We start from the raw sequence: 24,588 nt of genomic DNA, 5'->3' as shown, positions 1-24,588 counted from the left end.
ATTGAATGAAAATTGAGAATGGCAGCATAAAAATAAAATTGCCCCCAATTCTTCTCCAGTCCCACTTATGCATTAAAATTGCGTTCAATACTGACGTCAGCATCCCTAAGACCATGAAGGCCCAGAATAGCGTCATTGAATTATTACCTAAAACGGCAATCCCCAGGTTGTTTTCGGCGGCAGTCCAGTACGCCGACCCCAAAAAATGTGGGTGAACATGTGAACTTGTTACCAATGTTAAAACGTTCCCCATTGAATTGATCACAATTGAGAACGCAAAAAACGCCCAGCTGGCCGTTAAAGAGATTGTTCGCGCTTGAACTTTCCCTTGAACAGGTACTTCATCCATAAATTAACTCCCTCTCTTCCTCTTATGAATGTGCTTACAAGCTATTAATTTACTCCCTGTACAACCGATTGTCAAACGTTTCACAATTTTTTCTGCGTTCTTTTCCAGATTTTTTTGCCCCGCTTATGGATTCCGATTTTCTTCAATATTTTAGGCCAAACAAAAAAGGAGTTGAGAAAATCTCAACTCCTTTTAGATTTAAAACGCGTAACGTTTAGTAGTTATTACTTCAAAGTCTTCCATACCCAGTTTTCAACTTCTGGAAGATCCTTACCTTCGTCACGGATGTATTGGTTATGCTTTGCAACCATGTCATCCATCTTTTGAGCGAAGGAAGCAGCCTTTTGTTCGTAGCCCTTAACATTCAGGATAGCATCCTTAGCTAAATGGAAACGATCAAGTTCGTTCAAGACACGCATGTCAAATGGTGTCGTAATGTCACCATTTTCACGGTAGCAGTGAACGTGAAGGTTGTGGTTGTGACGTGGGAAGAAGAGTGATTGAATCATGTCTTCGAAACCGTGCCATGCAAAGATTACAGGAGCATCAGTAGTGAAGTAACGATCAAATTCTTCATCAGTCAAACCTTCAGGGTTCTTTTCGATTGGCATTAACTTCATAATGTCAACAACGTTGATGTAACGAATCTTCAATTCTGGGAAGTTTTCGTGAAGAATGCTGATTGCAGCCAATGATTCTTCAGTTGGTTCAGTACCAGCAGAAGCAAAGACAACATCAGGATCAGCATCTTGATCAGTAGAAGCCCAGTCAACGTAGCCAAGACCGTTCTTAGCGATTTCAGTAGCTTCATCAATGGAGAACCATTGTGCACGTGGGTGCTTGGAAGTTACGAAGATGTTGATGCATTCACGGTTGCGGAATGCAACATCAGAAATGGCCATCAATTCGTTAGTATCAGCAGGAAGGTATTCCTTAACTAAGTCAGGACGTTCCTTTTCGTACATGTGAGTTAACAGACCTGGATCTTGGTGAGTGTAACCGTTGTGGTCTTGTTGGAAGACAGTAGAAGTGTCAACAAAGTTCAGTGCTGGGTAGTCATGACGCCAGTACATTTCCTTAGCCTTCCGTAACCACTTCATGTGTTGAGTCAGCATTGAGTCAACAACCCGACCAAATGATTCGTAAGTTGCGAAGAAACCATGACGACCAGTCAGAGTGTAACCTTCAAGCCATCCTTCAGCTTGGTGTTCTGAAAGTTGTGAGTCGATCATCCGACCTGAGTGGTTCATGTTTTCATCGTTTGGTTCGTGGATATCTTCCATCCATTGACGCTTTTGATCGTCAAGGATTGCGTAAAGACGGTTGGACTTAGATTCATCAGGACCAAATCCACGGAAGTTGTTAGGGTTCAATTCAGCAACCTTGTTCAGGTACTTACCCCATTCAATCATGTCTTGCTTTACAACAGAACCTGGAGTCTTAACGTCAACGGCAAAGTCACGGTAATCTGGGAGAACTAATGGCTTAGGATCAATTCCACCGTTAGTGATTGGGTTCATTGCCATCCGCTTGTCACCTTCAGGAGTAGTCATCGTAACTGCTTCTACAGGGTGACCATTTTCATCAAATAATTCTTCAGGCTTGTAGGACTTCATCCAGTCAACAAGCATGTCCTTGTGTTCCATGTCATCTTGTGATACCGGAATAGGAATTTGGTGAGCACGGAATGAGTTTTCGATTGGGTTACCATCAAGATCCTTCTTAGGACCAGTCCAACCCTTAGGAACACGGAAGATGATCATTGGCCATTGTGGCAGTGAGTCATCGTTGTTTTCACGAGCGTTCTTTTGGATAGCCTTGATTTCTTCAATGGCCTTGTCCATAACCTTAGCCATTTCTTCGTGGACTTCCATGTGTGGCTTCAAACCATCAAATTCGCCATCAGTGTAAGCTGATACGAAGTATGGCTTCCAGCCCATCCCTTCGAAGTACTTAGTAAGTTCTTCGTTGGTCATCCGAGAAACAATGGTTGGGTTAGAAATCTTGAAACCGTTGATTTGAAGGATTGGTAATACCGCACCATCCTTGATTGGGTTGATGAACTTGTCTGAGAACCATGAAGCAGCCAATGGGCCAGTTTCAGCTTCACCGTCACCAATTTCAACAGCAGCGATAACGTCTGGGTTATCTAAGATTGCACCAACACCGTGTGAAAGTGAGTAACCTAATTCCCCACCTTCGTGGATGGAACCTGGAGTTTCAGGGGCAGCGTGTGAAGCAGTACCACCTGGGAATGAGAAGTGCTTGAACAGCTTAGCCATACCCTTAACATCTTGAGTGTAGTCAGGGTAAATTTCAGTGTATGAACCATCCAAGTATGAGTTGTTAACCATAACTTGGCCACCGTGACCGGAACCTTCAATGTAGAACATGTCCAGGTCGTACTTCTTGATAACACGGTTTAAGTGTGCATAAATGAAGTTTTGAGGAACAATCGTACCCCAGTGACCAATTGGCTTAGGCTTAACATCCTTAGCCTCTAATTCACGACGTAACAGTGGGTTGTGCATTAAGAACAGTGTACCAACTGAAAGGTAGTTAGCAGCACGCCAGTAAGCATCAACATTTTCCAAGTATTGCTTGGAATCGTAATCTACTGTCATTGTAATATAACACTCCTTCTATAAAGAAATAACTACGTATTCGACTAAAGTAACGCATCGTAAATCTATTCAATTTACGACTTTAATGATAAAGCATTTTGACGAAAAGTCAACCTTTTTAGAAATTGATACGGTCCAATTTTCAAAGGATCGTTTTGCCGTCATATCAACCTTTACGAGCCCATCTTCACTTTTTAGACATAAAAAGGATGCGGAATTTTAACAATTCCCCACCCAAATTGATCTAATCCTGTCCCAATGAAATTAATTCCATTGGCGCATCAATTAAGTACGTTGGCTCTTCACGTTTCAGACTAGCAATATCAAACGCGTCCCAGGTCACACCACAGGTATGCACACCAGCGGCCTTACCCATCTGCAAATCATATCGTGCATCACCAATCATCATACAATCATCTTTTTGTAATTGATACTTATCGATAAGCAGCAAAATACCGTCTGGTGCTGGTTTGTAATGATCAACCTGATCACAACCAACCACATCTTTGAAGTAGTGGCGAATGTTCAAATTATTCAAATTACGATCCACGGCATCCGTTCGCTTACTAGATACGATAAATAAGTTTTTATGGCGCTGAGTTAGTTGATCAAGCATGTCCTGAATCCCCGGATAAAGCTTGGTCGATGCTAATTCATAGTCACTATAAACTTTTCTAAACCGCGCCACGAGTTTAGCAACTTGGTCAGCAGACAAAGCTTCCTTTGCCATTTGAGGAAAGGAGACTTCAGCAGGAATCCCCATTGCGTCTAAAATCTCATCAGTCGTTGGCACCGTCAATCCATTATCTTGAAAGGCTTGTTTAGTCGCCTTCACTGATGCATCACCAGAACTGGCTAACGTTTTATCAAAATCAAAAAAGTAATTTAAAATCATGGTTTTCTCCTTTTAAAAAGTCAGCCTCAATCAATCTTCTTTTGCAAACCTATTTTAGCATTAAATTACTGGGTTATTTACCTTTAAAGTTAGTTAGAAAATCAACTAGATGAATAACGGGAATTCCATCGATTTCTCCAACATCGCTCCAAGAATTAGTAATTAATATCTTTCGATAGCCTGTTGCTAAATGCAATAAGTTATCTGTTTCCCGTTTACTACTTTGTGGAATATGATCGGTAACTTGTAAATAAACTGTTTCATCGTTATTGATCGCCACGAAATCAATTTCTTTATTATCATATTTACCAACAAACACTTCGTAGCCTTCACTTAGTAATTTCAAAAACACCAAATTTTCAATCATTGATCCGCGGTTGGTCCCTTGACGTCTTAACTGAGAGCGCACAAAGCCTAAATCAACCACATAGTATTTTCCTTGACCACGTAAATATTCCTTTCCTCGAATATCGTACCGCGGTACCTTGTAAAATAAATAAGCTTCTTCGAGTAGCTTTAAATATCCTTCAATTGTATTATTGCTAATTTTTAGTCCGCTGGATCGCAGAGTATTGGCAATTCGATTAACATTTACTAACTGACCAATATTGCTCAGTAAAAATAATGTAATTCGTTCTAAAGCTTCCGGATTCTTAATTGTTGCCCGTTGGGTAACATCACGAAGTAAAATACTATTAAAAATTCCCTTTAATACATCATTTTTTAACTGATTGTCCGTTTGTAAAACAACTGCTGGAAAGCCACCATACTCCAAGTAATCATTAAAATGTTTCTCTGCTGAATCAGAATAGCCTTTAAAATTTAAATATTCATTCAAAGTCAATGGCTGAACTTTAATTTCAACATATCGTCCTGTCAAATAGGTTGCTAATTCCCCCGACAAAATTGACGCATTAGAACCCGTAATATAAATATCTGAATCATACGCCACCCGTAATCCGTTAATTAATTTTTGCCATTGACTGACTTCTTGAATTTCATCAAATAAGAAATAGACCTTTTTATTACTATTTACTTTTTCTTTTAAGTATTGGTAGAGCTTATCAAAACTTAAAATATCTAAGTATTCAGGATTTTCAAAGTTTAGATAAATAATTTGCTCAGAGTCAACGCCATGATTTAATAATTCATCTCTAATCATTAAAAGAAGATAACTCTTCCCAGAACGACGAACTCCCGTAATAATCTTAATAAACTCGGTATTGATCATTGGTAGTATTTTTTGCATATATAAAGGTCGTTGAATGATTTTCATAATGTCCCTCCAGATTTTCTCTGTACTGAAAATTATAGCATTATTCCTAATAATTTTCTCCATACTGAAAATAATCGGAAATTTACCTAAAAGTTTCTCTATACTGAAAAAGCGCGACAGAAATTTCCTGTCGCGCTTTTAAATTAGATTGGTAATTATAGGTTGGGATCCATGTCAAAAGTCAGCTTGGACATTTCAACACCCTTAGTCATTAATTCGGCCATCAAGGTCTTGGTCCGTTGATGAACTTCATCTAACATGCCCTTTGTCCGGTCATTCAGATAAGCGGTGGCTTCCTTATCAGACAATCCATCCAGCTTATCAGTATTTTCAGCAACCCAACTGTGGAAGTATTGACGAATGCTCTTCAAGTAGTCCAAGTCAGGCTTTGCAAATTCTGACATATGGGATTCCACAATCATGGAAAGTTGCCGGAATAGCCAATACGTACTATCAGAGTCTAAGTCCATCTTCATCGGTGTATTCCGCAACCGTGCATCATTATCATCAACTTGTGCAAAGAATGGCATGTATGGTGAGAATGAAGGGATTCCCCCAAAGGTCATCCACATAATCGCTGATGCAGATTCCGGAACGTTTGGCCGAATTTGCATAATGTGCGAGTTCTGCGTCCGGTTCAATGAAATTGGCCGGTATAGTAACTTTTGTTGTGGCGTTCCCATGTGGCCCATTGGATCATATGGCGTGTTGTCATAGTGAGAGCTCAAGTACTTTTCTAGATCTTCAACCGTAAACTTGTGTTGGGCCTTCATGATAAATGGGAGGTCAAAGTCTTCTGGATCCATCTTCTTGTCTGGACTAAACAGGAAATGACCATACCATTGCCGTGGTGTGTTGTAATGCAAGTCAAAGACATCCGCAGTCCCAAAGATGTGCCGGAAGTTCCATTCGTCAATATCTGGATTCAAGTGGTTCTTCTCTACAAATTCTTGAATACCGTCAGACCACATAAAGTTATCTGGATCATTGAAATCGACATCTTGAATAGCCGCCCGGTTCCCAGTTACAGCATAGCAATCGTCCGGAATCCGTTGAGCCACCCAGTGATGACCCGTGGCAATTTCCATGTACCAAATGTCATCCTTATCAGAGAAGATCACACCATTACCTTCAGCAGAACCATACTTAGCAACTAACTTACCGAGGTATTCAACCCCTTCACGAGCACTATTGATAAATGGCAAAACCATTGCCATCATGGCATCTTCGTTAATCCCTGATTCAGTGTTCATTGGGTCAGCAGCCAGTACTCGTTCATTCGCATAAAAGCTTTCGGTTGCGGACATTGCAATATTCTTTTCATTAAAGCCGTTTTCGTCAAAGGTACCTTCCTTCTTCAAATCAACGTTTGGTACCCCTTGGTAACGGTAACCGTCTGCCGGCCGATCACCAACAAACTTGTTCAAATATGCATGAACTTGGTTTGGGTTGTCATGGTAGGCAGGATAAACAACAAACCGTTGTGGTGTGATTGCTGCTGGCGTATCATCATTCCGACCAGCAAGTGTCGAACCGTCAACCGTTGCGTTCTTCCCAACCAAGATGGTTGTACATGCAGTAAGCTTTTTTCTCATGGATAAATCCCTTCTTTATTTAATTCAAAAATATTACGGTCTCTTTAATTCTAGTCCTGAACAAAAAAACGGTCAATTATTCATTAGCGCTTCTTGAAGACGACAATTAAACGGAGAAGCACCCACAAAACGGCATTCACCACGATTGCGAAGCTCATCATCATGATTAAAGGACGCATCAAATGGAACAATTGCCCTGAAATGGTTCGATTATCCGTGACCAAACTCAGTAAGAAGGCCAACATGATCAATACCACGCCGAGGGCGATTAATCCCTGGCGGCTATTTTGTAAATCCGCTCCACTAAGATCAAAGCCACCAACACTAATGTTGATCATTAACACCAGCCAAATTAAAACATGCCACCACAATAGCGGTTGATTAGTAATTGTTCCTCCACCAATCGCTAGTAACCAACGATCATAAAGCGTTGGTACTAAGAAACGGGTGCTAATTACCATCGCCAATGAGCAGCCAATGACCGGTGCAATGCCAATAAAAACATTGCCAATCTTTTGGTATAGGCTATCATCATTCCAGACATGGCTCACGTATCCTAAGCCCCGATCATTCGGATCATGAGCATCAGGAATATGGAGCAGACTGACCCGATCAATCCGATGACCAAACAATAACGCCACCACCAGATGACTTAATTCATGAATTATCACTCCAATGCCACCAAGAATCACCTGACCATAAAAGCCGCCAAGAACAATTGACAACCGTTTGTTGGCTCGACTGACTGCAACGACCAAGCTTCCCATAATGACCGGGCCAATCACAATCGTACTAACGAGTGACCAAAGAATTTGTAAAAAATTATTTCCCATTATTTTTGTTGTAAATCAGCAAATTCAGCATGAACTAATTTTGCCAAATCATTCGCATTTAACTCCACCGAACGACCAATTTGTCCGGATGAGACAAAAATAGTAGATTCCTTTTGGGCATCCTGATCAATAAAAATTGGAAAATGACTCTTCTCATAGATGCCAACTGGAGTGTTCGCACCATGGACGTAGCCCGTTGTCTTAACTAACTTCTTCAAAGGAATCATTTCGACTTTTTTATTGCCGGATACGCGCGCCAATGCTTTTTCATCCAAGTGCGAATCCACTGGAACAACTCCCACTAATGGACCAGTGGTGGGCCCTTCCAATACTAAAGTCTTGTAAATCCGGTGCTCATCAATCCCCAAATGGTCAACACTCATCGTGCGCACATCCCCATCCTGGTGAGTTTGGAATGCCATTTGATGATATGCAATTTTATTCTTATCTAGGATCTGCTCAACTTGGGTCTTCTTCAATTGACCCTTTTTCTTCTTTTTACTCATAATGAATTGGACTCCTTTTTTCGAAAAATTACCGTTTATGGAACGGTCCAATTTTGTAAAAGTGATTACCACTTCAAGAAAGTTTGGTATACTAATTATAGATTATAACCAACACAATTAACTTTCCCAACCGTTGGGAGTTTGGAGCAATTAATTATGTCAGATTTAGTATACCGCTCAGTGATGAGAGATATAAAAGGAAAAATTTTAGAAAACGAATATCCAGGAATGAAATTACCGGACGAACGTAGCTTGAGTGAAATGTATCAAGTTAGCCGCAGTTCAATCAAGCGCGCGCTCGACGTGCTCGTTCAGCAGGGGATCATCTTCAAAAAACGGGGTTCTGGGACCTTCATTAATCCCCTTTACCTTAAAAACCGGGCCATGTTTCGCTATGAAGGTAGCAACCTGGGAATCACCGATAGTTTCCAGTTTGACGGCAAAAAGCAAAGCATCAAGCTACTCAACTACCGAGCCATTCCCGCTCCCGAAGAAATTCAGCAGGACCTCTTTTTGGAAGCGAACGAATATGTTTACAAAATTGAACGGTTACGACTTATCGATGATCAGCCCTTCATGATCGAGACCGGCTACATTCCAATTAAAATTTTGCCAACGCTCTCCCCAGAAATTTTGGAAAACTCTATTTTTAACTATCTAGAAACGGAAAAGGGCAAAACGGTGACCCGTTCTTATCTGACATTAACCGTATCACCATCAAATGCTGTGGACCAAAAGCTCCTCAACCTCACTCCTAATGAACCAGTTGGCATTATGGAAGGGGTTTTCTTTCTTGATGATGGGACACCTTTTGAAGTTTCCAACATGCGAATTCACCATCAATATATGCGTTTCAATACCTTCGTTAGTTTAGGAAAGGATTAATCATGATTAAAGCAATCGCCGTCGATATGGATGGCACCTTCTTAAATTCACAAAGCACTTACGATCACCAGCGGTTTGCCAAAGTTTTTCGTCAACTCCAAGAACATAACATTCAATTTGTTGTTGCTAGTGGAAACCCGATTTACCAATTACAAATGGCATTTCCCGACTACGTTAACGACCTTTGCTTTGTCGCTGAAAATGGGGTTGAGTGTTTCGATCATGGCACCATGATTTACTGTGGTGAAATAGCACCAAAAGCAATTAACGGCATCCTCAAACTGCACCATGATACTCCCGGGAGCACTTTCCTGTTATCAGGGCTTCATCATGCCTTCGCCTTTAAAGATGAAGATCCTGAATTCATCAGCCGAGTGCGTCTCCACTATCCCCGCATGATCATGATTGACTCCCTAGCTGAAATTGATGATAAGATTGTCAAACTGCAGATGGACGTCCCTGGTGAACGCACTCAAGAAATGCAAGCGAAAATCAACCACGATTTTGCTGGACAATTAACGGCCGTTTCCAGTGGTTATGGCAATATGGACTTAATTGTCAGCGGGCTGCATAAAGCAACTGGTCTCAAAGCACTGATGAAAAAGCATGGCTGGCACTCAAGTGAAATCATGGCCTTTGGCGATGGCCAAAATGATATGACCATGCTTGAGCTTGCTGGTGAAAGTTACGCCATGGCCAATGGAGACCCACGGGTCATTAAACTGGCTAAGCACTTAGCACCAACTAATGATGAAAACGGCGTGCTTAGTACAATCGAAAAGTATCTTCAACAATTAGACTAAGTGGCTGGGATTACTCAGCCATTTTTTAAACAGAAAGGATGGTTCAAATGCTTCCACAGCTTGGTTTAAAGGGTAGTCGGTCTCCCCAGCAAATTAACGATCGACTAAAATATCACCCCACTACATACGAATTTTATACTGACCAAAATGATTTTACTCATGATGGTTACCAGCAGCTTTATGATGCAGTTCAGTTTGTTCAAAGTCATGGGGTGAAAAATATTGTACTCCACCACCCAATGACTTTCGGTGAAATGCATACGGACCTCGTCGCCCCCGAAAGTAAGTTCCCAGAACTCTACCGCTTCATCGAAATTTCCACCGAGCAGTTGATTCGTCTGTCATCCGACCTTGGCGTGCAATGCCTTGTGCATGGTGCCTACGCCAAGGAAACTAACTTATTCATTCAGGAATATCCTTCTCTGAAAGACGCCCAGCAGGTTGTATTCAAACGACTGGACCGGTTTAAAGACATGGGTGGCAATCACATTATGTTTGAAAACTCAATTTCACCAATCTTTAGCTATGGCAATCCGGCAATGGAAGATGAGATTCTTAGCCACCACTATCGTCTGGCTTTCGATACCTCCCACTGCTTCATCTATTGCCACGGTGATAACCGGCAACTACAGGCTTCACTGAGTCACTTGCAAGAATCAGTCGTCCACTACCACTTGGTTGACTCCATGGGTGAAAATCATGACAGTCTCCCTCTCGGTCAAGGTAAAATTGACTGGCGTGGGGTGTTGCCCCTGTTAAACCAAAATGCCACCAGTATTTATGAAATTAATCTAAAAAATAACGATGACTGCCAAGAACAACTGGAAAGTCACCGTTATCTGATTTCACTTCAAAATTAACTATTTCTTTTTTGGAGTCACTGGCGTAGCCGCTTTTTGCATTTCCTTTAGTAATTGAACCGTTAAGATTCTTTGAAAAGCGGTATCCACCACTAATTGCAGCATTTTTTCGTTGGTTGGCGTAAGCAGATGATTATCAGGAGCCGTGGTTTCTTGGAGGTGGCCATTGAACAACTCAACAAAGCGATTATAAATGACCTTCGGATAGTTATTAATGGTTAACTGATCAATGCCAGCTTTGATCTGATCCAACGAGTAGATGTTTTTTAAAAGTGCAATTCCAAAGAGCGATGCAATTTGGTAAGCAGTATACTTTTTCTTTACGGGTGCCATAATGGCGCCCTTTTTTACGTAGTTATTAACCATGGACTTCGTTAATGGTTCCACTTGTAATCCGGCTAAATGGTCATTAACGTAGGAAACCACCTGATCCACGTACAGGTTCATCTCCGGTAGCTCATCCCAAGCAGCTAAATGCATTTTACTAAGTCCTTGACGCCACTCTTCAAATGCTTGTTCGATCATTACGTGCACCCTCCTATTTCTTTATCTAGTAAATAATATACTATAACTTAGTCTTAAAAACTAGATACCAACAGACTGATTTTGAAATTCATCCGTCATAATTGCTTTCTTCATTAGTTGGCTGGTGGCCCGAAGACTACTATTTTTACCAGAAAATTGCTGTCCCTCATTCATCACCAAACGGTCAATTGGTTGCTCTACTAACGGCAAGCTTCGAATAATGGTGTATGGATACTCTAATTCATCAATCATTTTGATGGCATAAAGGTGGTCCATCACCATCTGCTGTGCATTTTCTCCATACCAACTGGTTAATTGCTGGTCACTAGCGTCATCGGCCGTCCCCGCGATTGATTTCATGATAATTTTAGCTGGTTGAACTGAACTACGATCCAATAAATCAACTAAATCAGTCACTGCTAAATCAACCCGTGAATTATCAGCTGGTAACCAACAAATGATATCTGATGGTTCGAGCGACCATTGGAAACTGTCTAATATCAGACAATGGTCTAATTTTTGACTTAATGACCGACAAAGTTCAGTTTGTCCCTGGTTTATAATCACAATCCGATTCATTTTTCTCTCCCCTGAAAGCGGCTTATTTTTGTCATTGCCAACGTTTTGCCTATTTCGTCTTTAGTTTACCATGGTATAATAAAACACGTTATGCAATATTAACTTAATTATCACTTTGTAACGTTGTGTTAAACATTTATCATGAGGAGTCTTTAACAGTGGATCAGAGTCAGATAATGATCAACATTTTGATCATCATCGTCACCTTTATCTTCGCGGCCTTTTTCGTCGCAGCTGAATTCGCCCTTGTTCAGGTTCGAATAACCGCTCTCCAGGAAAAACAAGCTGCCCGCAAAAAGCCCTCCATTAAAATCAAACGTGCCATTAAGATGGTCTCTAATTTGACCGAATACCTGTCAACCACTCAAGTTGGTACTTCTGTGTGTGGGATTATTCTTGGTTGGATTGGTGAACAAACCCTAGAAGAATTATTAGTGGATGCCCTTCAGCTTCCCCGCTGGTCATTAAATTCGAGTGTTGTCCATGTTATTAGTGCCGTTGTCGGAGTCTTACTGCTGACCTATTTAGAAGTGGTTTTGACAGAGATCGTTCCTAAAAACATCGCCATTGACATTCCAGTCAAAATGATGATGGCAACGGTCACTCCATTGCACTACTTTCATATCATCTTCTACCCATTTGTTTGGTTACTTAATTCATCCGCCAACGGAATCGTCCGCTTACTCGGCATGAAGCCCGCAGATGAAAATGATGAGGTGCTCTCTCAGGGTGAAATTATTAGTTTAACCCGAAATTCTGTTAAGGGAGGTGCACTCGAACGTGGTGACCTCCTTTATATGGAGCGAGCTTTCGAATTCAATGATAAAGTCGCCAAAGACATTATGATTGACCGTACCCAGCTGACCGTCGTTGACATCACCAAAACGGTGGACGAAGCACTGACTGAATATATCCGTACTAAGGATAGTCGGCTGCCCGTGGTTTCAGATAATGATAAGGATAAAATCGTTGGCTATGTTTTTAACTACGACCTGATTAAGCAATCACGAATTAATGGTGACTTAGCAGTTTCCAAAGTGCTTCGGCACTTACCAACCACCCCTGAGAATACTGCAATCACCGCAGTCCTAGAGCAAATGATTCTCACGCGGGTACCAATGGTGGTCGTCGTAGATGAATACGGTGGTACTTCAGGAATCATTACTGATAAGGATATCTATGAGGAGCTCTTTGGCACCGTTCGTGATGAAATTGATAATGTCGCTGACAACATGATTAGCAAGTTGCCAAATGGTCACTATAAAGTGGACGGCAAAACGACTACTTATGACTTTGAACGCTTCTTCCATGAAGATATCAAAGAATTCGATGATGACGATGCGGTGACCCTGTCCGGTTACGTTCTCGACAACTTTCCTCACGTCAAATCGAATGATACCGTTAAAATTGGTAATCTTGAGTTAACAATTCGTGATTACGAAAATTCATATATTGACTGGTTTGAAGTTCGCAAAGCTGCGGCCATCAACCAAGATTCATCATCACAAAATAAATCATAATATTGGAGATAAGCAACTATGGAAAAAATGAATATCTTATACATCTCAATCGAAGGTAATACCCGCTCATTCCTCAAACGTCTGCAAGCATTCGCTAAGCAACAGCATAGTATCAATAGCCAAGATCTCGAAATCAACCTTAAAGAGATCTCTGACCAGACGTTACCAGCCGCTGAGGAACAAGACTTTTTCGCATTTGTCCCGACTTACCTCGACGGTGGCAATGGGTTCGATTCCGGTTTTCACGAATTAATGACGAATTCCCTTGGTGAATACATTGCTTCCAACGATAATGCTGAAAAGTGCATTGGGGTTGTCGGGAGCGGCAACAAAAACTTTAATGAACAATACTGTTTAACCGCTCGTAAATACAGTGATATGTTTGATGCCCCATTCTTAGCAGACTATGAGTTACGGGGAACCGATGAAGATATCGATAATGTCTACTCAATCTTACAAAAGCGCTGGAAAGCTGTTGAAGAATAAAATTAGAGAATTCAAAAAGGAGCGTTGCGGCTGCAACGCTCCTTTTATTTAGAGTTAATTATTTTCCTTTTCACCACCGGAAATGTACCATGTCACCCCGTATTTATCAACAATCTGACCGAGCTGACGCCCAACTAAGTGATCAGCAAACGGTAAGGTCACCCGTTGTTGGTCTGATGAAGCCAAGTGGTCGAATAGTTCCTTAGCAGCTGCCACATCGCCACCAAAATCCAAGAATAAAGAAACTAATGATGAAGCCTGCGGCATCGTCATCGTTGCATCACCACATAAGATCCGGTGTCCAGCCACCTCGAACTGACCAAGGGCCGTTGTATCTGCCAAATTATCTGTATCGAGTCCCAGCGTTTGGATTTGTTCCGCTGTGAACGGGGTTCTTTCGATAATTTCTGCGCCAAATTCTTGAACGTAGTAGTCCATCGCTTCTTTGCTGTTTTCGAAAGTTAAAAAGGGGTATATATCTGCCGCCATCGTTTTCCTCCGTAAAAAATCTTCTTATAGTATAGTTTTTTCACCTCCCTTAGTCAAATTCAGGTCGCTAATTATGCTACTATAAAGTTAATTAAGTAAGACGGGAGAAGAACCATGCAACAATTACAGTCACGGCAAAAAGCCCTTTTAATTTCTGGAATTATCCTTCTCGGTGCTTGTATGCGAGCACCTTTTACTGCCTTACCATCGGTCATTACAGAAATTGCCACCAGCTTTCATGTCCCAGTCACTAACCTGGGAATTCTAACTACCATTCCGTTACTGTGTTTTGGGCTCTTCTCATCAGTTGTACCAATCATTTGTCGACGTTTAGGCAACAACTTCGCCATCTTATGGGCACTCATCGTTCTTACTATCGGTGCCTACTTACGGATCTTTTCTTACTCCAGCTTGTTATTTGGAACATTTTTAGTGGGCCTCGCCATCACGTTTATTAATGTCCTCCTTCCAGCAATCATTACGGAACAATTGCCACGTCAAGTCGGTTTAATGACCAGCCTTTACGGCGTTTCATTAGACATGTTTAGTGCCATTTTTGCGTACATCATCACGCCACTCACCTTATTATGGAATTGGCAAATCGCTGTGATGTTAATTTCAGCATTAGTAATCCTCACCCTCATCGTGTGGCTGCCAAATGCTAAATCAATTCCATCAACGCCCCGTTCAATCACTACTAAGCATCACCACCGTTCAATTTGGCAGAGCTGGCAAGCTTGGTGTCTATTATTTTACATGGCCGGATCATCAATGTCGTTTTATATTACTGTAACCTGGTTGCCTACGATCGCCCGTGATTATGGCATGTCGAGCAACGCTGCTGGAATCATCGCTGGATTCTTGCAATTATTTTCAATGCCGGCAGCTTTCGTAATCCCCCTATGGGCAAGTCGACTCGCTCATCGGCAATCGTTAATTATCGGCTCATCACTACTCACTGCCATTGGCTTTCTTGGCCTGCTCATTCATACCGCCAATTTTGCTTATTTTACGGTTATTACCCTGTGCTTAGGCTTAGGTACGGCGGCCAGTTACTCACTCATCATGACCCTCTTTGGTTTGAAAACGACCGATGCCAACACCACTCGTGATTTATCAGGAATGGTCCAATCGCTCGGTTATATCATTGCAGCCCTTGGCCCGGTCACCACAGGATGGCTCAAGGCTGCCACCAATAACTGGAGTTTCAGCCTCGTCATTTCATTCTTAGTAGTGGTAATCTGCACAGTTTTCGGTTTATTAGCAGAAAAAGAAGCGGTGATTGAGATTTAATCCAAAAAATTTGACCTAGACCAATTTTTGACAAACGTTCAACAAATCGCAAGGCCACTACTCGTCTACGATTTGAGCCATTTTGTTACAATTTTAAGCGGTCAAGAAAACGCTCCCTTTTTAATGCAATCGGTTGTTTGAAAGTATATAATCATACTCGATGAGTGAATATAATTAGTATTCAAGAGGAGTGAACATTTTGGCTAAGGAAAATAAAGCTGTTATCACATTATTTGGAGCTGCCGGTGATTTGGCACAACGGAAGCTCTACCCGTCACTATTCAAGTTATATCAAAAGGGATACATTGGTGACCACTTTGCTCTCTTAGGGACTTCTCGTCGACAAAAGAGCGATGAAGAATTTCAAGAAATGGTTGCTAAGTCCATCAGCAGCATCAAAGAAACGGAAAAGGATCAAGCAAAGAACTTTGTTAAGCACTTCTTCTTCCAACCACATGATGTTACAAAGCCTGAACACTACGTTGCTTTAAAGGAACGGATTGAAGAATTAGGTAAGAAGTTTGGTACTGACGACAACCGCCTCTTCTACATGTCAATGGCTCCCCAATTTTTCGGAACGATTGCCCTGAACTTAAAGAAGCAAGGTCTCCTTTCTGATGATGGTTACAACCGGCTTGTTATCGAAAAGCCATTCGGTCGGGACTTTGAATCTGCCAAGAAATTAAACGATGAACTTTCTGAAACGTTTAACGAAAACCAAATTTTCCGAATTGATCACTACCTCGGAAAGGAAATGATTCAAAATATTGAAGCTCTCCGCTTTGGTAACACCATCATCGAATCTCTCTGGAACAACCGTTACATCGACAACATCCAAGTTACGTTAAGTGAAAAACTCGGGGTCGAAGAACGGGCTGGCTACTATGACAATTCCGGTGCCCTCCGTGACATGATGCAAAACCACATCATGCAAGTGGTTGCCCAACTTGCTATGGAACAACCAGTCTCATTTACCGATAGCGATGTACGGGTTGAAAAGATCAAGGCACTTCGGTCACTACGGGTTTACACTCCATCAGAAGCGGCTTCGAACTTTGTTCGTGGTCAATATGACGCTGGTCAAGATACGAATGCTTACCGCCACGAAGATGGTGTTGATCCACAATCTAACACCGAAACTTTCGTAGCAGCCAAGCTGTTATTTGATAACTACCGTTGGTCAGGAGTACCATTCTACGTTCGAACTGGTAAGAAGCTGGCTGACAAATTCACCCGGATCGACGTTGTCTTCAAGAAGCCATTGATTGACATCTTCGCTAACCCACGGATGAAGTCAGAACAATCATTGAAGAGCAATGTTTTGACAATCTTTGTTGAACCAGATGCTGGGTTCTCACTACGGGTTAACGCCAAGAGTGCTGGTCAAGGATTCAATACCGAACCAGTTGATTTGAAGTTCATGCAAGATGATTCTACGAAGGCCGAATCACCAGAACCATACGAACGGCTCTTCCATGATGCTTTGGAAGGTAATCACACTAACTTTGCTTCATGGTCAGAAATTGCCTATGCATGGAAGTTTGTTGACGTAGCACGGAAACTTTGGGACATTGAAGAACCTCAATTCCCGAATTACGTTCCTGGATCAATGGGTCCAGTTGCCGCAGACGAGCTACTAGAACGTGATGGTCGTCAATGGGTTTACCGCTTAAACAAGTAAATTCTTTCTAAATTATTAAGGAGGTTGGAAATTATCCCAACCTCCTTTCTTTAATGAAATCAATTACAAGGGCTGGAAAACCGTAAATTGTAAGGCATTTTTGCACGAATGCCTTACAAATGCATATAATCAACATCCTAATTTGCGGTTGCTCCCATAAAATGTGATAATAAAGTAGTAGTTAGATTCTCCAAAATTTGAGAGGTGACATAATATGAGTGTAAAAAGTAGCTCTGTCGAAAGACAAATGGGCTTTTGGAGTATCGTACTCTTTGGGGTCAACGGGATCCTTGGATCCGGAATCTTCCTACTTCCTGGACAAGGATATAACCTATTCGGTCCGGCTAGTATCTTAGCATTACTTGCCGACGCTGTCCTAGTATTCATGATCGGTCTTTGTTTTGCCGAATGTGCGGGACGGTTTAAGGAAACCGGGGGTGCCTACCTGTACGCTAAAAAAGCCTTTGGTCCTTTCATTGGATATGAAGTTGGGGTGGTTACCTGGGCCATTCGGATTATTGCCGAAGGAACACTATACGTAGCCATTGCCACTGCGATCGGTGGTGTCTACAAGCCATGGGCAACCACGACTGCCAAAAACATCATTGTAACCATTATTGGTATTATCCTAATTTGTATTAATATGACTGGGGTTAAGACTTCAGCAATCTTTAACAACGTGGTAACGGTCGCCAAGTTAGTCCCAATTCTTTTAGTTGCAATTGTTGGATTATTTTTCTTACATCCGGCTAACTTCACGCCGTTCTTCCTACCAGGAAGTTCAGCTAATGGCTTCGCCAACGCCACGATTACTTTATTCATGGTCTTCACTGGGATTGAATCACTGGTCATTACGGCCGGAAATATGAAGGACGCATCGAAAAACTTACCACGAGCGCTTCTCTTGGTAATCATTGCGGTTGCGTTGATTTACGTCCTCGTTGTTGTTTCGTGTGTTGGGATTTTAGGTAGTGGCTTAGCCAAAAGTTCTGTTCCACTCCAAGATGCTGCTCAGGCGGTCGCTGGTCGTGCTGGTGAAGCAGTTATCATTGTTGGAACCTTCCTATCAATGGGTGGTTTGGCACTGAACTCCTCATTTATTTCCCCACGGTTAGCTGCCTCATTAGCTGATAACCACCAAATGCCAAAGAAACTGGGTGCCGAAAACAGTAAGGGTGCGCCATACGTTGCGATCGTTATTCACACTTTATTAGCAATGGCAATTGCATGGTCTGGTTCTTACCTTACCCTAGTTAACATTTCTGTTGTATCACGGTTTGCCCAATACATTCCAACTTGTATTGCGGTCATGGTCTTCAGAAAGACAATGAAGGACAAAAAGTCATCGTTTACGATTCCTGGTGGTTGGATTATTCCAATTCTCGCAGTGATTGTTTCGGTATGGCTACTTGCTCATGCTAAACCATTCCAGCTAATTGCCGGATTCGGTGCATTATTCATTATCCTGCCATTCTACTTCATCACTGGTCAAAACAAACGTGATAAAGCCCGGAAAGAACAGGGTGAATAAATAATATCTTGATTTTCAAAAAGGACGAGAACTCGTTTAACGGAGTCCTCGTCCTTTTTAAAATGTCAATAAATATAACCTCATCATCGTCATTACAGCTTTTGCTAATTGCATTTCTGCAGGCGTCCCAATGACATTCGCAACTAACGAGAGTTGATTTTTGAACGTGTTCACACAAATCTGGTAGTGAGGCATGCGGCGAAAGCCACCCGATAACACAGCTTTTTGAACCTTAATTCCAGCGAAAGCCAATCGCTGTTCATCAACAATTGCCATATTAGTGTAGGCAATTTCACGAACGTGATAGTGTTGCTCAACGTCCCTCTGTAATTTTTGAACGGTGGCTCCTTGAGCAAGGTTATTCAACATCTTCCGAAACGATTCCAAAAACGCATGCTGTTCCTTAGCCGCATTCATATCCTCATGAATGTGCATTGCTGTATCCACCAAATTTTCATCCAGTGGTGCTTTGATCCCCACATTATAGCGCCCCGTTAAATTTTGCACTCGCAACTGTTGCTGATCTGCATCAGAGAGGTATTGACGCATATCGGTGGGACAAGCAAGATTAATTTCGTCAATTCCACAATACTGTTGTACTGCTTTTCCAAATGCTGCCATAAAAAGGTCATTCAACGTTATCCCGACCTCATGCGTCCGTTGGTGAAGCTTTTGGAATAAATCAGTGGAAATCCTTTGTACAATCACCTGATACACGGCAGAAGCACCCTGGGGATTAGCCAGCTTTGGTAAGAATAATTTCTTTTTCGGATGGTCATTGTTCTGCGAAGTTGAAAAGGTTTGTTTGATTAAACGTTTGATGCCGTCAATATCCTGATGGTTTTTTAACTGGACTTGTTTCGGATGATTATAGGCTGCCGCAAGAAGGTATAGTAACTCCTTAAAACCAGCACCATCAAATAAAATATGACTTCCATAAACGATTAATTGCTGATTGGAAACATAGATTGCCCACTGCGGCTGCCGTTCCCAATCTAAATCTCCGGCAACACCCTCTTGGAGTCGATCAACAAAATGAATCACGTCACGCTCAGTAAACCCGGCATTAATAAACTGATTATTTTCTAAATCATACTGACCTAATAATTCCGGAATGATTTGATGAACCCGCTGTGCCGCCTTAATTAACCGATCATGATCGAGTGGACCACTCAGTCGTATTCTGCCCGTACAATCGGATACAGTTCCTGAAACCCCACTGTATGTAATATATTTAATGGATCTGCCATCATTATTGCTCCTCATACGAAATAAGGTTGGGTGCTAGCACCCAACCTTATCAATCTGACTTAAATTAAAGTTGACTCGTTAATTCACGAACCAAAGGCTTCCCGGAAACCAGGTTCTTAACGTCTGAGACACACTTTTCACCCATTCCGTGCAAACATTCATAAGTGTAAGCAGAAGTGTGTGGTGTGATCAGGCAGTGATCATCATGCAAGAATGGATGGTCACCTGGAACTGGTTCAACTTCCATTGCGTCGGCAGCGTAGCCAGCGACTTGTCCTGACTTAACTGCATCCATCATTGCTTGTTCATCAATCAATGCACCACGGGCATGGTTGACAAAGTAAACACCCTTTTTCGTCTTCTTCAATGCTTCTGCATCAATCATGTGGTAATCGTCATCATCAAGTGAAGCATTTAATGAAATGTAATCACACTTGGCAAGCAATTCATTCAAAGGTACTCGCTTAGCCCAGGTGTTCTTAGCCCACCATTCATCAGAAGTTGCTGGATGAGGATCTGTGATTAAAACGTCACCACCAAAGAAGTGGAATAATTCCGCAACACGACCACCGATGTTTCCGCAACCAATCACACCGAATTGCTTACCAGAAAATTCATGACCCATGAAGTGAGCACGATCTGAGTAATGACCCTCACGTTCACGTTCTGCAGCTGCTGGTGCCTGACGAACCAGGGCCATCAAGTTGGTTAATGCAGCTTCTGCAACCGCGTTCCGTTCAACCAACGGTGGAACAATCGTGACCTTTACACCGTGTTCCTTAGCAGCCTTAATATCAACACTGTTGTAACCAATTCCGTGACGAGAGATCAATTGCAAACCATCCATGTTGTCAAAGAATTCTTCAGTGAAGTTTGGCGTAACACTAGCAATGATGATGTTGTAGCCATTTAACTTTTCAGCTAAATCCTTACCAGAAATGTCAGGGTCAACCATGAAACGGTCAACTTGACCAATCTTTTCAAGTTCTTCCCAGTGTTCCTTAAAAATTTGTCCAAAGCTACTTGAATTTACTACGGCAATCTTGTTTTCAGTCATAATCTAATATTCCCTTTCTTACTTTAATTAGTCAAAGTTCTTACTTTCTTCATCCAAATGCTTTTGCAGGGTCTTCCGAATAGTCCCCTTTCCAGCTAGCATTTCTTTGAAGTCACTTTCAATCTTATCACCTAAGCCCACTACGTAAAGGTCATTACCAAAGATTGACTTATTGGATAAGATTCCCTTTATGGCATCATGAACATCCTGGTTGGCATCGCCAAACTTGATGTCGGCAACTTGAGCATGCAAATCATCCCATAATGGATCTGGACTAGGTTGGAACTTTTCGCCTTCATCATTAATGCCCATCAGGTAACGCAGCCAAGTGGCAATTACCAATGGAATGAAGTTCAAATCAGCTGGGTTCCGCTTTGGATCGTCAACGTAGTGTTGAATCGTGACACCATAACGGATACCAACTTTCTGTGATGTGTCAGCAGCAATCCGCTGTGGAGTATCCGGAATGTATGGATTTGGTAACCGCTTGTTAACCAGTTCATCAATAAAGTCCCGTGGGCTCAAAACCTTTGGATCCTGAACGACTGGTAGATCTTCACCATAACCAATTTGCAGAATTAAACGTTTCATATCAGGATCTTGAACTTCTGATGAAATCGACTTAAAGTCCAAAATTGTTCCGTAAATTGCCAGAGCAGTATGCAGTGGGTTCAAGCAAGCCGTAACCTTCATTTGATCAGCTAAGTTAACGGTGTCACGGTCAGTCATGATCACACCATCATCCTCAAAGGCTGGCCGACCATTCGGAAACTTATCTTCCACAACTAAATAGTGAGCTTCTTCAGTGTTTGTAAATGCAGCAATCGTTGTGTGAGATTCAGTATGGATCAAATCAGCATCTTCAAAGCCATCCTTCTTCAAAGATTCAGAAACAGTTTCTGAAGGGTTTGGCGTAATCCGGTCAATCATTGATAATGGGAACGAAACTTTGCTATCATCAGAAAGATAGTCAATAAAGTCTTGATCTACAAAACCATTCTTTTGCCAAGCTTTAGCAATCGTCAGAACACTGTCTTTCAACTTATCCCCATTTTCGGAGAAGTTATCAGTACTCAACAAAGCAATTGGGGTTGCCCCATTCTTAAACCGCGATAATAAGAGGGTTACCAATAGCGACATATTATTTTGTGGTTTAGCTGGTTCATTCTCAATATCATGAGCAACTGGAGCAAAGAAGTTACCTTCTGCATCTTTAAGAGCATAACCCTTTTCCGTTATTGAGAAAGTAGCTAATTGCAAACTAGCTTGATTAAAAATATCCTTTAACTTTTCCAAACTAGACGTATCATCAGTTACTGGTCCAGTATAGATGGCATCGGCAACTGGTGCGAAAAGTTCACGATCCTGTGATCCATCCGCCTTTGTAATGACCCGAAGCATCCGATTGTTGAATTTCTTATAAACATTTTCGATAATACTGTCATCATGGGTGTCGACAACAATAATCCCCTCATCTAATTTACCAGCATCAATTAAATGACTAGCAATTGCTGCGTGAAAGGCCCGAAATAGGTTTCCACCACCAAAGTGAACCCAGCGTGGAGCAGCTAACGTTTTTTTAGCAATTTCTTCCTGGCTATAAGTCGGAACTTTAATTCCAGCCTTTGCAAAAGCTTGTTTGTCCTTCTTGTAGTCATCCGTAATTTTAACCATAAGATCCCTCCATAAATGTTAATGGATAACTGATATATTAGTATTACCTGAACACGCTTTCATTATATCATGAGGCATCTTAATGTCAATTTATTTTCAACTTTTTTATCAATTTTAGCGGACAAGTAATTTTTATTTTAGAAAGCGTTTTATTTACTGGTGTATAAATATTTAGAATGGTGTTGACGGCATTCAGAAAACATTTTAAACTGTAACTAAGTATTATCTGATATATCACTTTTCAACAATCAACTACTTTAAAAATAAACATAAAGGAAGGCATTACTATGGATTACATCGTTGGCATTGACATTGGTACTACCAGTACCAAAGCGCTACTTTATGACATTAATGGCAAAATTCTTGCTAAAGCAAATAAGGGATATACCTTATATCAAAATAAGCCAGACATGGCTGAAGAAGATCCAGATGACATCTTTAACGCAACCCTTCAAGCCATCCAAGAAGTTGTTACCAAGGCCCAACTAACCGATGGACAGGTGGTCGCAATCTCTTGGTCAGCACAGCAGCACAGCCTCATTGCCCTGGATCAAAACTACAAGCCGCTCACTAGAACCATTACTTGGGCCGATAATCGTGCTGAGAAGTACGCTCGGCAATTTAAAGAAAACGGCAAGGGACTGGCAGTTTATAAACGCACTGGTTTACCAATCCACCCGATGGGACCATTCTATAAATTACTATGGTTAAAAAATGAGCATCCGGATCTCTGCAACAAAACAGCCTTTTGGGTTGGAATTAAGGAATATGTCATTTGGCGTTACACCAACGTGCTGGCTGAAGAAACTTCCATGGCAGCCGCTACTGGGTTATTAAACATGCAAACCCTTCAATGGGATGATGAGATCCTCAAAATGGTCGGGGTTAAAAAAGACCAGTTACCATCTTTAGTTCCAACCACCCACTCAATTGTGGGCATTCGTTCAGAATACGCCAAAGTAATGGGTGTTCCTTATGACGTCCACATCGTAATGGGGGCAACTGATGGTGCATTATCAACCATTGGAGTAGGCGCCCTTGAAACCGGGACCCTCGCCATCAACATCGGTACCTCAGCCGCCGTTCGTTCCTTTATGGATAAACCATTAATTGATCCTAAAGCCCGACTGTACTGCTACCCGATTATGGAAGGAAAGTACCTCGTCGGTGGGCCAATTAATAACGGCGGAATTGTTTTCAACTGGGCCCATGATGCATTATTTGGTGGCGAACAGGAAACGGCTAAACTACTCCAACAAGACTCATATGATATTCTGACTAAGATTGCGGAAACTGTTCCTGCTGGGTCGTCTGGTTTGTTATTCCATCCATACCTCGGTGGTGAGCGGGCCCCATTATGGGATGCCAATGCCCGGGCGTCATTCTTTGGCCTTAACCGTAATCATACGCGTGCCCATATGATTCGTGCAGTCTTAGAAGGAATCGTATTCAATCTTTACATGACAACCCTTGCTTTGACTGAAGTTACTGGAGATCCAAAGGATATCCTGGTGGCTGGTGGCTTTGTTCGCTCCTCACTTGGTCGGCAAATAATGGCTGATATTTATGAACACGAAATTACCATTCCTGATTCATACGAAAGTGGTTGTCTCGCTGCGATGTACCTTGCTAAGATGAGTCTTGGCCTAGAAAGTGACCTTCAAGGGATTACGAAGTACATCGGAAAAGAAAAGAAGTATCAGCCAGACAAGGATAATTACCCAATTTACCGTAAGTTAATTCCAATCTACATTCGCCTAAGTCGCGAACTTGCTAGTGAATACGATGACATCGCTGAATTCCAACGTGAATTTCCTAAACTCTATAACAAATAACAACTCAAGTTAAACTAAAAACCGTTAGCGGATTTTCAATC

The 24,588-nt window shown here is 41.7% G+C and carries 21 protein-coding genes and 1 pseudogene; 9 read left to right on the top strand and 13 right to left on the bottom strand.

Annotated elements, in window-relative coordinates:
- From HMPREF0501_RS03310 to ybaK, 7 genes and pseudogenes are all read right to left on the bottom strand, one after another.
- Positions 1 to 349: pseudogene (locus HMPREF0501_RS03310) on the bottom strand (fructose permease); the annotation flags it as partial.
- A gap of 224 nt (positions 350 to 573) precedes the next feature.
- Positions 574 to 2,973, bottom strand: a complete 2,400-nt coding sequence (locus HMPREF0501_RS03305; RefSeq protein WP_006916427.1) for a phosphoketolase family protein — start codon at positions 2,971 to 2,973, stop codon at positions 574 to 576.
- A 244-nt stretch (positions 2,974 to 3,217) separates the two neighbouring features.
- Positions 3,218 to 3,868, bottom strand: coding sequence for an HAD family hydrolase (locus HMPREF0501_RS03300; RefSeq protein ID WP_006916426.1), 651 nt, complete (start codon positions 3,866 to 3,868; stop codon positions 3,218 to 3,220).
- Between the two features lie 73 nt (positions 3,869 to 3,941).
- Positions 3,942 to 5,144 (bottom strand): ATP-binding protein, encoded by a 1,203-nt coding sequence (locus tag HMPREF0501_RS03295; protein WP_006916425.1) that lies wholly within the window; start codon positions 5,142 to 5,144, stop codon positions 3,942 to 3,944.
- A gap of 155 nt (positions 5,145 to 5,299) precedes the next feature.
- Positions 5,300 to 6,739: a C69 family dipeptidase gene (locus tag HMPREF0501_RS03290; RefSeq protein WP_006916424.1), complete on the bottom strand. Its 1,440-nt coding sequence runs from the start codon at positions 6,737 to 6,739 to the stop codon at positions 5,300 to 5,302.
- 83 nt (positions 6,740 to 6,822) lie between these two features.
- Positions 6,823 to 7,572, bottom strand: coding sequence for a hypothetical protein (locus HMPREF0501_RS03285; protein ID WP_006916423.1), 750 nt, complete (start codon positions 7,570 to 7,572; stop codon positions 6,823 to 6,825).
- Positions 7,572 to 8,078, bottom strand: coding sequence for a Cys-tRNA(Pro) deacylase (gene ybaK / locus HMPREF0501_RS03280; RefSeq protein WP_006916422.1), 507 nt, complete (start codon positions 8,076 to 8,078; stop codon positions 7,572 to 7,574). Before ybaK ends, HMPREF0501_RS03285 begins: the two co-directional genes overlap by 1 nt.
- A 156-nt stretch (positions 8,079 to 8,234) precedes the next feature.
- Between ybaK and HMPREF0501_RS03275 the strand changes: the two genes are divergently transcribed.
- The 3 genes from HMPREF0501_RS03275 to HMPREF0501_RS03265 are packed head-to-tail and all read left to right on the top strand — an operon-like array spanning position 8,235 to position 10,626.
- Positions 8,235 to 8,963 carry a GntR family transcriptional regulator gene (locus HMPREF0501_RS03275; RefSeq protein WP_006916421.1) on the top strand — a complete coding sequence of 243 codons (729 nt, stop codon included), beginning with the start codon at positions 8,235 to 8,237 and terminating at the stop codon, positions 8,961 to 8,963.
- 2 nt (positions 8,964 to 8,965) lie between these two features.
- The gene (locus HMPREF0501_RS03270; RefSeq protein ID WP_006916420.1) at positions 8,966 to 9,766 is read left to right on the top strand and encodes a Cof-type HAD-IIB family hydrolase; all 801 of its coding nucleotides are present in this window, start codon (positions 8,966 to 8,968) and stop codon (positions 9,764 to 9,766) included.
- Positions 9,767 to 9,804: 38 nt separating this feature from the next.
- Positions 9,805 to 10,626: a TIM barrel protein gene (locus HMPREF0501_RS03265; protein ID WP_006916419.1), complete on the top strand. Its 822-nt coding sequence runs from the start codon at positions 9,805 to 9,807 to the stop codon at positions 10,624 to 10,626.
- On the opposite strand, the gene HMPREF0501_RS03260 is transcribed toward HMPREF0501_RS03265, so the two are convergent.
- Both HMPREF0501_RS03260 and HMPREF0501_RS03255 read right to left on the bottom strand, forming a co-directional pair.
- A complete protein-coding gene (locus HMPREF0501_RS03260; RefSeq protein ID WP_006916418.1) occupies positions 10,627 to 11,151 on the bottom strand; it encodes a DUF1836 domain-containing protein in 525 nt (174 codons plus the stop codon).
- 60 nt (positions 11,152 to 11,211) lie between these two features.
- Positions 11,212 to 11,730 (bottom strand): hypothetical protein, encoded by a 519-nt coding sequence (locus tag HMPREF0501_RS03255; protein WP_006916417.1) that lies wholly within the window; start codon positions 11,728 to 11,730, stop codon positions 11,212 to 11,214.
- A gap of 176 nt (positions 11,731 to 11,906) precedes the next feature.
- Here HMPREF0501_RS03255 and HMPREF0501_RS03250 point away from each other — a divergent pair, with 176 nt between their 5' ends.
- Both HMPREF0501_RS03250 and nrdI read left to right on the top strand, forming a co-directional pair.
- Entirely contained in the window at positions 11,907 to 13,250 is a 1,344-nt protein-coding gene (locus tag HMPREF0501_RS03250) for a hemolysin family protein (protein ID WP_081443417.1), read from the top strand.
- Between the two features lie 18 nt (positions 13,251 to 13,268).
- Positions 13,269 to 13,736 (top strand): class Ib ribonucleoside-diphosphate reductase assembly flavoprotein NrdI, encoded by a 468-nt coding sequence (gene nrdI, locus HMPREF0501_RS03245; RefSeq protein ID WP_006916415.1) that lies wholly within the window; start codon positions 13,269 to 13,271, stop codon positions 13,734 to 13,736.
- 54 nt (positions 13,737 to 13,790) lie between these two features.
- Here the strand turns inward: nrdI and HMPREF0501_RS03240 are convergent, their stop codons facing one another.
- Positions 13,791 to 14,225 (bottom strand): VOC family protein, encoded by a 435-nt coding sequence (locus tag HMPREF0501_RS03240; RefSeq protein WP_006916414.1) that lies wholly within the window; start codon positions 14,223 to 14,225, stop codon positions 13,791 to 13,793.
- A gap of 114 nt (positions 14,226 to 14,339) precedes the next feature.
- Between HMPREF0501_RS03240 and HMPREF0501_RS03235 the strand changes: the two genes are divergently transcribed.
- The 3 genes from HMPREF0501_RS03235 to HMPREF0501_RS03225 all read left to right on the top strand — a co-directional run bounded on the left by HMPREF0501_RS03235 (position 14,340) and on the right by HMPREF0501_RS03225 (position 18,730).
- A complete protein-coding gene (locus HMPREF0501_RS03235) occupies positions 14,340 to 15,518 on the top strand; it encodes a CynX/NimT family MFS transporter (RefSeq protein WP_006916413.1) in 1,179 nt (392 codons plus the stop codon).
- A 199-nt stretch (positions 15,519 to 15,717) separates the two neighbouring features.
- Positions 15,718 to 17,199: a glucose-6-phosphate dehydrogenase gene (gene zwf, locus HMPREF0501_RS03230; RefSeq protein ID WP_006916412.1), complete on the top strand. Its 1,482-nt coding sequence runs from the start codon at positions 15,718 to 15,720 to the stop codon at positions 17,197 to 17,199.
- A 214-nt stretch (positions 17,200 to 17,413) separates the two neighbouring features.
- A complete protein-coding gene (locus tag HMPREF0501_RS03225; RefSeq protein ID WP_006916411.1) occupies positions 17,414 to 18,730 on the top strand; it encodes an APC family permease in 1,317 nt (438 codons plus the stop codon).
- Between the two features lie 57 nt (positions 18,731 to 18,787).
- Here HMPREF0501_RS03225 and HMPREF0501_RS03220 read toward each other — a convergent pair whose 3' ends face one another.
- From HMPREF0501_RS03220 to HMPREF0501_RS03210, 3 genes are read right to left on the bottom strand one after another with little or no spacing between them, the layout of a single operon-like run.
- Positions 18,788 to 19,996 carry an NRPS condensation domain-containing protein gene (locus HMPREF0501_RS03220; protein WP_006916410.1) on the bottom strand — a complete coding sequence of 403 codons (1,209 nt, stop codon included), beginning with the start codon at positions 19,994 to 19,996 and terminating at the stop codon, positions 18,788 to 18,790.
- A gap of 49 nt (positions 19,997 to 20,045) precedes the next feature.
- Positions 20,046 to 21,038 (bottom strand): D-isomer specific 2-hydroxyacid dehydrogenase family protein, encoded by a 993-nt coding sequence (locus HMPREF0501_RS03215; RefSeq protein WP_006916409.1) that lies wholly within the window; start codon positions 21,036 to 21,038, stop codon positions 20,046 to 20,048.
- A 27-nt stretch (positions 21,039 to 21,065) separates the two neighbouring features.
- Entirely contained in the window at positions 21,066 to 22,712 is a 1,647-nt protein-coding gene (locus HMPREF0501_RS03210; RefSeq protein ID WP_006916408.1) for a mannitol dehydrogenase family protein, read from the bottom strand.
- Positions 22,713 to 22,999: 287 nt separating this feature from the next.
- Between HMPREF0501_RS03210 and gntK the strand changes: the two genes are divergently transcribed.
- Positions 23,000 to 24,547: a gluconokinase gene (gene gntK / locus HMPREF0501_RS03205; protein WP_006916407.1), complete on the top strand. Its 1,548-nt coding sequence runs from the start codon at positions 23,000 to 23,002 to the stop codon at positions 24,545 to 24,547.
- Positions 24,548 to 24,588 lie beyond the last annotated feature (41 nt).

The organism is Limosilactobacillus coleohominis 101-4-CHN, from assembly GCF_000161935.1.
Taxonomy (GTDB): Bacteria; Bacillota; Bacilli; order Lactobacillales; family Lactobacillaceae; genus Limosilactobacillus; species Limosilactobacillus coleohominis_A.
Note: the sequence above shows the minus strand (reverse complement) of the source record. Positions and strands in the feature narration are given on the sequence as shown.

What these genes read in the sequence shown, in the direction of transcription:
- HMPREF0501_RS03305 (WP_006916427.1), bottom strand. Translation starts at nt 2,973, where the DNA reads ATGACAGTAGATTACGATTCCAAGCAATACTTGGAAAATGTTGATGCT.
- HMPREF0501_RS03300 (WP_006916426.1), bottom strand. Translation starts at nt 3,868, where the DNA reads ATGATTTTAAATTACTTTTTTGATTTTGATAAAACGTTAGCCAGTTCT.
- HMPREF0501_RS03295 (WP_006916425.1), bottom strand. Translation starts at nt 5,144, where the DNA reads ATGAAAATCATTCAACGACCTTTATATATGCAAAAAATACTACCAATG.
- HMPREF0501_RS03290 (WP_006916424.1), bottom strand. Translation starts at nt 6,739, where the DNA reads ATGAGAAAAAAGCTTACTGCATGTACAACCATCTTGGTTGGGAAGAAC.
- HMPREF0501_RS03285 (WP_006916423.1), bottom strand. Translation starts at nt 7,572, where the DNA reads ATGGGAAATAATTTTTTACAAATTCTTTGGTCACTCGTTAGTACGATT.
- ybaK (WP_006916422.1), bottom strand. Translation starts at nt 8,078, where the DNA reads ATGAGTAAAAAGAAGAAAAAGGGTCAATTGAAGAAGACCCAAGTTGAG.
- HMPREF0501_RS03275 (WP_006916421.1), top strand. Translation starts at nt 8,235, where the DNA reads ATGTCAGATTTAGTATACCGCTCAGTGATGAGAGATATAAAAGGAAAA.
- HMPREF0501_RS03270 (WP_006916420.1), top strand. Translation starts at nt 8,966, where the DNA reads ATGATTAAAGCAATCGCCGTCGATATGGATGGCACCTTCTTAAATTCA.
- HMPREF0501_RS03265 (WP_006916419.1), top strand. Translation starts at nt 9,805, where the DNA reads ATGGTTCAAATGCTTCCACAGCTTGGTTTAAAGGGTAGTCGGTCTCCC.
- HMPREF0501_RS03260 (WP_006916418.1), bottom strand. Translation starts at nt 11,151, where the DNA reads ATGATCGAACAAGCATTTGAAGAGTGGCGTCAAGGACTTAGTAAAATG.
- HMPREF0501_RS03255 (WP_006916417.1), bottom strand. Translation starts at nt 11,730, where the DNA reads ATGAATCGGATTGTGATTATAAACCAGGGACAAACTGAACTTTGTCGG.
- HMPREF0501_RS03250 (WP_081443417.1), top strand. Translation starts at nt 11,907, where the DNA reads ATGATCAACATTTTGATCATCATCGTCACCTTTATCTTCGCGGCCTTT.
- nrdI (WP_006916415.1), top strand. Translation starts at nt 13,269, where the DNA reads ATGGAAAAAATGAATATCTTATACATCTCAATCGAAGGTAATACCCGC.
- HMPREF0501_RS03240 (WP_006916414.1), bottom strand. Translation starts at nt 14,225, where the DNA reads ATGGCGGCAGATATATACCCCTTTTTAACTTTCGAAAACAGCAAAGAA.
- HMPREF0501_RS03235 (WP_006916413.1), top strand. Translation starts at nt 14,340, where the DNA reads ATGCAACAATTACAGTCACGGCAAAAAGCCCTTTTAATTTCTGGAATT.
- HMPREF0501_RS03225 (WP_006916411.1), top strand. Translation starts at nt 17,414, where the DNA reads ATGAGTGTAAAAAGTAGCTCTGTCGAAAGACAAATGGGCTTTTGGAGT.
- HMPREF0501_RS03220 (WP_006916410.1), bottom strand. Translation starts at nt 19,996, where the DNA reads ATGAGGAGCAATAATGATGGCAGATCCATTAAATATATTACATACAGT.
- HMPREF0501_RS03215 (WP_006916409.1), bottom strand. Translation starts at nt 21,038, where the DNA reads ATGACTGAAAACAAGATTGCCGTAGTAAATTCAAGTAGCTTTGGACAA.
- HMPREF0501_RS03210 (WP_006916408.1), bottom strand. Translation starts at nt 22,712, where the DNA reads ATGGTTAAAATTACGGATGACTACAAGAAGGACAAACAAGCTTTTGCA.
- gntK (WP_006916407.1), top strand. Translation starts at nt 23,000, where the DNA reads ATGGATTACATCGTTGGCATTGACATTGGTACTACCAGTACCAAAGCG.